Genomic DNA, 6,208 nt, shown 5'->3' with positions numbered 1-6,208 from the left:
GGCGTCACTGTCGCCGGAGCGATATATCATGGGTGCTTGATGTGGTATATTGTTTTTATGTTTTTGTTATGCTAGTTGAAAAAAAATAGAGGAGCGACGATGCGGGTCAATACGCCTATCACGCAAAATGAATACGTATTAAATGAAGGCATGACGATTGTTTCCACGACGGATTTACAGGGAAACATCAATTACGCCAATCAGTATTTCATTGAAGTCAGCGGCTTTTCAGAAATGGAACTGCTGGGTGCGCCACAGAATATTTTGCGTCATCCCGATATGCCGGCCGAAGCGTTCGCCGACCTGTGGGACACCATCAAGACGGGCATGCCCTGGACGGGCATGGTCAAGAACCGCTGCAAGAATGGCGACTTTTATTGGGTCTTCGCCAATATCACGCCCGTCATCGAAAACGGCCGCCCGATCGGCTATATGTCCGTGCGCACCAAGCCCACGCGCGAGCAGATCAACGAGGCGTCGGCCCTGTATAAAAGTTTTAAAGACGGCAATAGCGCCAATCTGGCGATCCGCAACGGCCGCGTCGTGCGCCAGGGCTGGACCGCCAGGCTGGCCGAGTGGCGCAAATTGACCCTGTCGCAAGACCTGGCCCTGCATTGCATCGTCTTTGGCGTGGTGCTGGCCATCCTCGGCTGCGCCGTGTGGAATATCGACGGCGACACGAGCACGGCCACGCGCAGCTGGCTCAGCGGCGCTGCCGCCGCCGCTGTCGCGCTGCTGCTGTATTTCTGGGCCCATCTGCACAATTCCCTCGTCGCGCCGCTGGGCGACGCCATCACCGTGGCGCGCAAGATGGCCGGCGGCGACTTGACGGGCGTCATCGACAAGGTGCGCGATGATGACATGGGTCAATTGATGGCGGCCTTGCGCCAGACCAATATCAACTTGCATAGCATCATCGGCGACGTGCGCGCCAACTTCGAGGATATCCGCATCACCACGGCGGAAATCGCCACGGGCAATATGGATCTGTCCAGCCGCACGGAATCGCAGGCGTCCAGCCTGGAGCAGACGGCGGCCAGCATGGAAGAACTGACGTCCACCGTGCAAAACAGCGCCGACCACGTGTCCACGGCCAACGACCTGGCGGTGCAGGCGTCCACCATCGCTGCCAAGGGCGGCACCATCGTCAGCGAAGTGGTCACCACGATGGACGAGATCAGCAGCTCGTCGCGCAAGATTCTCGACATCATCGGCCTGATCGACGGCATTGCCTTCCAGACGAATATCCTCGCCTTGAACGCGGCCGTGGAAGCGGCCCGCGCGGGCGAGCACGGCCGCGGCTTCGCCGTCGTGGCCGGCGAAGTGCGCAGCCTGGCGCAGCGCTCGGCCACCGCGGCGAAAGAGGTGAAAAACCTGATCGACCATTCGATCGCCACCGTGAACGCGGGCAGCGTGCTGACCAGCAATGCGGGCGCCACCATGGCGGAAGTGATCGCTTCGGTGGCCCGCGTGACGGAAATGATGGACGAGATTTCCTCGACCACGCGCGAGCAGAACCAGGGCATCGGGCAAGTCAACCAGGCCGTCATTCACATGGATGGCATCACCCAGCAGAATGCGGCGCTGGTGGAGCAGGCCGCCGCGGCCGCCACCAACCTGGCGCAGCGCACCGAGAGCGTGGCCCAGTCGATCGGCATCTTCAAACTGAAGGCCTCGCCCAAGCGCAAGGCTGCCGGCGTGGGCCGCAGCGTGGGCGCTGGCGTGGCGGCGCGCGCCTTGCTGAAGGCACGCTAAGACCATCATCCCGCCAGTGCAACGCTGGCGGGAGCTACTTCCGTACCCGGTACACCTCGCCGCTGCGCACCTTCTTCACCACCCCATCCCCGCCAAACAAGATCACATATTCGCCCTGCGCGCCCGAGGCGGCCGGGTAGCTGTACATCCACACTTCGTTGCCGCTGTCGAAGCGGATCGAGGTGCTGTCTCCCAGCGCGGCGCGCACCTGTTCGCGCGTGCTGCTGCCCGGCTGCACCGTCTGTTGCAGCGTAGCGTAAGGTACATTCTTGCTTGCCTGCAAGGCGCGCGTGCCCGAGCACGCGGCAAGCAGCATCAGCACGATCAGCGACAGCCGCTTCATGGCGCCACCTCGTCCATATAGTCAAATTCCAGCAGGGTATCGTCGGGCCAGCTGGCATCCCACAGGGGCGCGTAATATGTGCGGTCAAGCAAGACCTGGCAATCGCAATAGGGCAGCGAGGCGGGCGTCTGCTCGCCGCCCGCGTACAGCATGGTGAACGGTAGCGCAACCCTGCGCTCGCCATGCACGAGGGTGACGCCGAACAGGGGCCGCTCCGTGAAGAACAGATAGTTGCCGTCCGGCTCGGAACACACTTTATCAGTGCTGTAGAGCATGCTGGACAGCCAGGCGATGATTTGCGGATCGTTCGAGATCAGCCCCGAATCCATGCCGGCGCGGCATTCCAGGCGCAGGTCGCCCAGGCGCCGCGTGCCGGGCGGCAAGCCGGGCGTGATCACCTGCGCGCGCCAGCTCATGGTGGACGCCTTGCGGTTGGCGATCAGCACGGCATCCTCGCGTGCCGCTTGCGCATGGCGCACGGGGGCAAAGCTGTTGTCCTCTGCCAATGGTAACGGGATGCTGACGGTGTCGCCGGCGATGCGCAGCTGCACGCCCGTCATGTTCACGCCGGGCTGGCGCGGCAGCAAACGAAAGCGCAGCACGGCCTGCGGCGCCAGGGCATGGTCGCGCTCGAAGCGGTCCACGCCCTGCAGCATCTTGCGGTAGGATTTGTCGACGGGGTCGCGCGTGGCGTCCACTTTCACTTGCGGCACGGGCGCGGTTTGCGCCAGCGCAACAGCGCCATGGAGCAGCAGAACCAGCAGCAGGGAGGGATGAATGCGCATGGCCTGATGCTACGCTTTTTTGCGCGGCGGCCACGCACGGGTGGGTCTATCAGTATTCGCTATATTTGCGCGCGTCGCCGCGCACCTGCTGCGCCGGATACTTCTGCGCGTTGAGTGCCATCTTTTCCAGCACGGCCGCGTGCAGGTCGACGCCGCTCTTGTCGGCCAGCCGTACCAGGTACATCAGCACGTCGGCCAGCTCGTGGCGGATGCCCGCGCGCCTGGCATCGTCCAGCTCGGCGTCCGCGCCCGTCGGCAGCCACTGGTAGTGCTCGGCCAGTTCCGCCACTTCCACGGACAGGGCCATGGCCAGGTTTTTCGGCGTGTGGAACTGGTCCCAGTCGCGCTCGTCGGCAAAGGCGCGCAGGCGCGCGCGGATATCGAGCAGGCTGTCGCTGGGCGCGCTCATGCGGCCGCCTGCAGCGGTTTTTCCATGAAGACACTGAATGGATCGTCGCGATAGCCGCCGTACGGTCCGCGCCGCTGGTAGCCGTGGCGCGCGTACAGGGCGATGGCTTCCGGCTGGTGGATGCCCGTTTCCAGGGTCAGCAGGCGGCAGCCGCGCGCCAGCGCCTGCTCTTCCAGCAGGGCCAGCAGGCGCTTGGCCAGGCCCAGGCCGCGGCTGTCCGGGTGCACGTACATGCGCTTGAGTTCGCCGAATGCGGGCGTGACGACGATGGCGCCGCAGGCGCGCGCCGCGCCCGCCGCATCGCGGGCGACGGCAAACAGCAGGGTGTCCGGCGGCACGGAGGCCAGATCCAGTGAATAGACGCACTCGGCCGGATACAGCGTTTGTTGATATGCATCAAGCTCGGCGATCAGGGTCTGCACGTCCGCTTGCTGCGGCGATTCCAGGTGAATTTGCATGGGGGAAAGCACGTTGACTGAGATTCCCTCATGGTATCACTGCGGCGGCGCCAGGCGCATGGTCAGGCCGATGGGCGACATCACAAAGCCCATCAGTTCCTGCGCCTCGCCGCCATCGGGCGTATCGACGCCGGCGATGTCGAAGCTGCCCAGCAGCATGGCCATGGCGATCTTGATTTCCAACAAGGCCAGGTAGCGGCCCGGGCACGTGCGCACGCCGGCGCCGAACGGCATGGCGGCGCGCTTGTCGCTGGCTTCCGCATTGCCGGCCAGCCAGCGCTCGGGCTTGAACGCTTGCGCGTCGGGAAAGTGCGTATCGGACACACTGTCGTGGCGCATCACGCACCACAGCATGCTGCCGGCGGGCACGGCCACGTCGCCCACCACCGTGTCGCGCAGCGCCTCGAGCGGGATGTAGGGCGCCACCGGTTTCAGACGCATGGCTTCGCTGGCGCAGGCGCCCAGGTAGTCGAGGCTGTCCATCTGCGCCAGGGTGAACTGCGCCGCGTCGGGCGCCAGGCGCCGCACTTCCTCGCGCGCCTTCGCCAGGGTATGCGGATTGCTTTGCAGCAAATAAATCATCCAGGACAGCGTATTGGCCGTCGTGTCTTCGCCCGCCAGCAGCATGGTCAGCACATTGCCGGCCACGGCGCGGTCGTCCACGCCGCTGCCGGCTTCGTCGGCGGCGGCGATCATGGCTTCGAGCAGGTTCGGCGGCCGCACGCGCCGGGCGGGATCGCGTTCCAGGCGGGTGCGCGCCTGCCGCACCAGGTCGGCCACGGCCACGTCCAGCGCCGCCACGTCGCGGTCCAGCCGGCGGTCGACGGGCAGCTTGAAGTAGCGCCAGTACGGCACCATCGACAGGCTGCGCCGCGCCACGGCGGGCAGGATCGCGTCGAGGTGGCGCTGGATCACGTCCTCGCCCGATTCCAGTGTGTTGACTGCAGTGCCGAAGGCCAGGCCGGCGATGATGTCGACCATGTAGCGTTTCAGGTCGCCGTCCAGGTCGATCGCCTTGCCTTGCGTGGCGGCAAGATGCCAGCGCCGCTGCAGTCGCTGCGCCACCGTCACCAGCGCGGGGAAATACGCCTTGATCGCGCCCGGCGCCATGCCGGCCATCACCATGCGGCGCTGGTTGCGCCACTCGCCGCCCTCGGCCAGGAACAGGCCGGGGATGCCGCCCATTTCCACGGAAATCGTGTAGCTCGACAGCGGACGCCGGAAGCCGTCCGGGCGGTCGCGCAGCACGGCCGACACCGCCTCGCTGTCGGCCACCACCAGCACCAGCGTGCGGCCGAACCAGGCGCGCATGAGGGGGCCGTAGCGCCGTACCCAGCCTTCCACGTCGCGGTGGATACGCGGCAGTCTTACTTGCAGCGCGTTGCCGATGATGGGCAGCGCGAACGGCCCCGGCAACTGGCGGATCTGGCGCAGGGCGGTGGCGGGGGCGGCGGCGTGGTCGAGCGGTGGCATGGCGTACTCCTGGTGGATGGCGACAATGACATCACTGTAGCGCGCTTGCCGGCGAGCGTCTTGAACGAATACGACATCGCGCGGCGCCCGGCTTTGCCGGTACAATCGTCGCCATGCCTGCCGCCCCTATGCCCCTGACCCGTCTGATCGCGCCGCGCACCGCGCTCGCCTCCTGCGTGCGCGCCTTCCTCGTGCGCGACACCACGCGCAGCGCGCCATTGCCGCCCGCGCAGCGCCTGAACCGCTTTCCCGCCACGCCCATGTGCTGCCTGCTGTGGACCGTCGCGGGCGAGGTCGAGGCGGCGGCGCCCGGCCCCGACTTGCTGCATGTGCGCATGCCGCCCGCCCTGTTCAGCGGCCCGCGCGGCTATCCGCTGGTCAGCTACAACCCCGGCCCCGTGCACTCGTTCATGGTGATGCTGTATCCGGCCGCCCTGCATGCGCTGACGGGCATCGACATGGCCGTCCTGTTCGACCAGGTGCGCCCGCTCGAACCCCTGTTCGACGCCGACTGGCTGGCGCTGTCCGATGCCGTGCTGGCCGCGCCCGACGATGCCGCCCGCGTCAGGCTGGTGGAGGATTTTCTCGCGCCGCGCTGGGCGGTGGCGCGCAAGAACGGCGACCATCCGGCCGGCGCCGTGCAAGACTGGGTGCGCCGCCTGGGCGTGCAGGCCGCATCGACGGGCCTGGCCAGCGGCGTGCGCAATATCGAGCGCCGCATCAAGGCCTGGGCCGGCCAGCCCATGCGCACCCTGCGCCGCATGCACCGCGCGGAACAGTCGTTTCTCGACGCGCGCGAGGCCATGCTGCAAGGCAATGCCGCATGGAGCGATATCGCCGCCGAGGGCGGTTACGCCGACCAGGCTCACCTGTGCCGCGAGGTGCGCGCCATCACGGGCTTGAGTCCCACCGAACTGGCGCGCGCCAGCCGCGACGACGAGAGTTACTGGATCTATCGGATATGGGCTTGATGCCTGACCAAACC

The 6,208-nt window shown here is 66.3% G+C and carries 7 protein-coding genes; 2 read left to right on the top strand and 5 right to left on the bottom strand.

Features of this window, described 5'->3' with window-relative positions:
• Positions 1-99: 99 nt before the first annotated feature.
• Positions 100-1,755, top strand: a complete 1,656-nt coding sequence (locus AC07X6_RS25905; protein WP_494792852.1) for a methyl-accepting chemotaxis protein — start codon at positions 100-102, stop codon at positions 1,753-1,755.
• A 34-nt stretch (positions 1,756-1,789) separates the two neighbouring features.
• Here the strand turns inward: AC07X6_RS25905 and bamE are convergent, their stop codons facing one another.
• From bamE to AC07X6_RS25880, 5 genes are read right to left on the bottom strand one after another with little or no spacing between them, the layout of a single operon-like run.
• A complete protein-coding gene (gene bamE / locus AC07X6_RS25900; RefSeq protein WP_494792851.1) occupies positions 1,790-2,098 on the bottom strand; it encodes an outer membrane protein assembly factor BamE domain-containing protein in 309 nt (102 codons plus the stop codon).
• Entirely contained in the window at positions 2,095-2,883 is a 789-nt protein-coding gene (locus AC07X6_RS25895; RefSeq protein ID WP_494792850.1) for a hypothetical protein, read from the bottom strand. Before AC07X6_RS25895 ends, bamE begins: the two co-directional genes overlap by 4 nt.
• A gap of 49 nt (positions 2,884-2,932) precedes the next feature.
• Positions 2,933-3,292 (bottom strand): nucleotide pyrophosphohydrolase, encoded by a 360-nt coding sequence (locus tag AC07X6_RS25890; RefSeq protein ID WP_494792849.1) that lies wholly within the window; start codon positions 3,290-3,292, stop codon positions 2,933-2,935.
• Positions 3,289-3,750: a GNAT family N-acetyltransferase gene (locus AC07X6_RS25885; protein ID WP_474294484.1), complete on the bottom strand. Its 462-nt coding sequence runs from the start codon at positions 3,748-3,750 to the stop codon at positions 3,289-3,291. The genes AC07X6_RS25890 and AC07X6_RS25885 overlap by 4 nt, the downstream gene beginning before the upstream one ends.
• Before the next feature lie 36 nt (positions 3,751-3,786).
• Complete coding sequence (locus AC07X6_RS25880) at positions 3,787-5,223, bottom strand: cytochrome P450 (protein WP_494792848.1); 1,437 nt, start codon at positions 5,221-5,223, stop codon at positions 3,787-3,789.
• 113 nt (positions 5,224-5,336) lie between these two features.
• On the opposite strand from AC07X6_RS25880, the gene AC07X6_RS25875 reads away from it, so the two are divergent.
• Complete coding sequence (locus tag AC07X6_RS25875) at positions 5,337-6,194, top strand: helix-turn-helix domain-containing protein (protein WP_494792847.1); 858 nt, start codon at positions 5,337-5,339, stop codon at positions 6,192-6,194.
• Positions 6,195-6,208 lie beyond the last annotated feature (14 nt).

It is taken from the genome of Janthinobacterium sp. GW460-12-1-14-LB5, assembly GCF_059423585.1.
This window is presented reverse-complemented; position numbering and strand designations above follow the sequence as displayed.